Origin of the sequence: Longimicrobium sp. (genome assembly GCF_036280135.1) — a bacterium.
Lineage (GTDB): Bacteria > Gemmatimonadota > Gemmatimonadetes > Longimicrobiales > Longimicrobiaceae > Longimicrobium.
In genome coordinates this window covers 1-2,664 of record NZ_DASURI010000774.1, presented here as the reverse complement: position 1 = coordinate 2,664, position 2,664 = coordinate 1, and the positions used below count along the sequence as shown (strand labels likewise).

Annotated in this window: 1 protein-coding gene and 1 pseudogene; both read right to left on the bottom strand. The window is 72.7% G+C overall.

Translation table 11 applies throughout. From position 1 onward, the window contains the following. Nucleotides 1-1,685: pseudogene (locus VFZ20_RS24975) on the bottom strand (hypothetical protein); the annotation flags it as partial. A gap of 36 nt (nt 1,686-1,721) precedes the next feature. Then, a partial coding sequence (locus tag VFZ20_RS24970) for an alpha/beta hydrolase-fold protein (RefSeq protein ID WP_329686680.1) occupies nt 1,722-2,664 on the bottom strand: 943 nt, incomplete at its 5' end.

Below are 2,664 nucleotides of genomic sequence, written 5' to 3'. Positions count from 1 at the left end.
CGCCGGCGGTTGGTGGCGAAGATGGCCCCCGCCGCGTCGTCCCAGCGCGTAACGACGTTCTCCACCGTTTCCTGCGGCAGCCCGCCCAGCACCAGGTGCGCATAGCTGAACGCGGACAGGCGCCGCGTCTGATGCCCCTCGTTGGTCACGCGCAGGCGGACGACCTTCACGGGCCCGCGCCGCGGCACGAACATCGTGGTCTCCTGCCGCAGCTCCAGGCTGGTGTGCAGGAACCGCGTGTAGCCAAACCCGTGGCGCACCTCGTACCAGCCGTAGCCGGGGTTCGGGCCCGGCGTGGGGGACCAGAAGCGCTTTTCTCCCTCCTCGTCGCGCAGGTGCAGCGCCTCGCCGTGCGGGTCGCTGACGGGATCGTTGCTCCAGGGCGTCAGCCGGTTCTCGCGGCTGTTGGCCGCCCACGTGCTGGCGGCGCCGCTCTCGGAGACGAGAAAGCCGGCCTCCTCGTTGGCGATGACGTTGGTCCACGGCAGGGGCGGCCGCACCGGCGGGTAGCGCCATCCCGGCAGCCGGATCACGTACTCGCGCCCGTCCTGGGAAAACCCGCCGAACCCGTTGAAGAAGTGCAGCGCCTCCGGGAACGGGGCCGGATCGTCGCGGGTGGGGAGCCACGCCTCCTGGTACAGGTCAGGGACCCTGTCGTACCAGTTCTCCGCCCCCTCCTCCTCTTCCGGGGGCATCCCCATGAGGGACAGCGCGCCCAGCCCGTGCGCGTTGCGCATCCACGACGCGGGTACGGCCACGGCGGCGGCCCGCTCCTCCTCCCCGCCGTCGTCGTCCAGCCACACCTCGTCCGCCTCACCGGCGGCTTCGAACGCGGCCAGGGCCAGCTCCAGCGTGGCGTACCGGTCGGCGATGGCCCGCGCCTGCTCCCGCGTGCGTCCCGCGCCCAAGATCACCACGAACTCGGTCACGTCCTCCGCCGGGACATCGATCTGCTGGCGGATGCTGAACACGGGGTCCAGCACGTTGCCCACCGTGCTGGAGAGCTGTCCCGTGGGCAGCACGGCCCGCGGGTCCGCGAGGGAATGCCCCCGGCCCACGAAGCGGGACCGGTCGGTCTCGTACTGCACCGGGCGCACCCGGTACTCGTTCTCCGGCACCCGCACGGCGTGCACGGCCCAGAGCGGCGCGTCGTCGGGGCTGCGCAGCCGGCGGGACGCGAGCAGCGCCTCGCGTTCGGCATCCCACTCCGTCTGCACGAACAGCTTGCTGAACGCGGGATGCGCGGCGTCGCCGGTGGGCGTGTTCAGCGCCAGCTCGGCGTACGTGGTAGCGTACACCCGCCGGTCGTCGTGGTGAAAGTTGTTGACGCGCACCCTGCGCAGCTCCGCGTCGCCCTCCGGGGCCAGCCGCACCTGGACGTGGACGTGGATCTCCTTGCCCGTGCGGTTGAACGCGGGAAGCGCCGGGTCGTACCCGTGGATGCCCTCCCGCATGGGCTGCGCGCCGGCGGACAGCTCGTCCGACCCGCGCCAGTTGTCCAGCCAGATGAAGAGGCCCTCCGCGTCGCGCGTGCGGTCGGCGGACCAGCGGGTCAGGGCCAGCCCCTCCCAGCTGCTCATCCCGCCCCCGGCCAGCGTGAGCAGCGTGGCGTAGCCGCCCCGTCGCAGGACGGCGTTACGCGTCTGGAAGCTGCGAAAGGGATCGTACTCGTCTTCGTCTGTCATCCTGCCAATCTGCGGATCTGTCGTAATGGTCGGGCCTTACGGCCGCGGATGGGTCTTGCGGTGCGCCCACAGCCAGCGGGCGAACGCGTCGGTCGTCAGCAGGTCCACGGGCACGCGGTGCTCGCCCGCGTCGTACTCCCAGAACGTCACGCGCGCGCCCGGCACGGCCGCCAGCACGGGCAAAAACGCGCGGTCGGGGCCGATGGGATTGGCCTCGTCGCTGTTTCCGTGGATGATCCACAGCGGCGTGCGCGCCGTCCGCTCCGCCTGCGCCGGGTCCGGCACGCCCGCGATGGGGATGGCCGCCGCGAACAGGTCCGGCCGGTGCGCCACGGCCTGGAACGTCGTGGACCCGCCCATGGAAAAGCCGATGGCGTACACGCGCGACGGATCGATCGGCAGCTCCTGGCGCAGGCGGTCCACCAGCTCCAGCGCCGTGAAGAGCGGCCGGCCCGGTGTGCTTGCGCGCCGCGCGGAGTCCGGCGGCGCCGTGTAGTTGGCGCTGCGCTCGGGCATCTGCGGTGCCAGCACGTACGCCGGGTACGCGCGGCGGATCTCCGGGCGCGCCCACGCCCTGGGGAACCGGTCCAGCTGCCTGGCGTTGTCCGTGCCCATCTCGCCCGAGCCGTGAAAGACGACCACGAGCGGATAGCGCTCGCCCGGCCGCGCGTTCTCCGGCGCCAGGAGCCGATACGGCATCTCCACGCCGTTGCTGCCGCGAAAGGTGCGCGCCTGCCACACATCTGCCGGCATCTGCTCGATGATGCGGACGGCGCTGTCCGCGCGCGCCTGCGCCTCCGCCGAAAGCGGCGGGACGAGCCGATAGCCGGGCGCGGGATCGGGCCCGGCGCCCCGCGACGCGGCACCGGGCGGACCGCACGCGGCGAGGAGCGCGATGCCGGCCAGGCGCGTGATGCCTGCCAGGAGCGACGGCATCCAGCGGGAACGGATGGCTCGCGCGGGACGCCGGGCGCCCCCC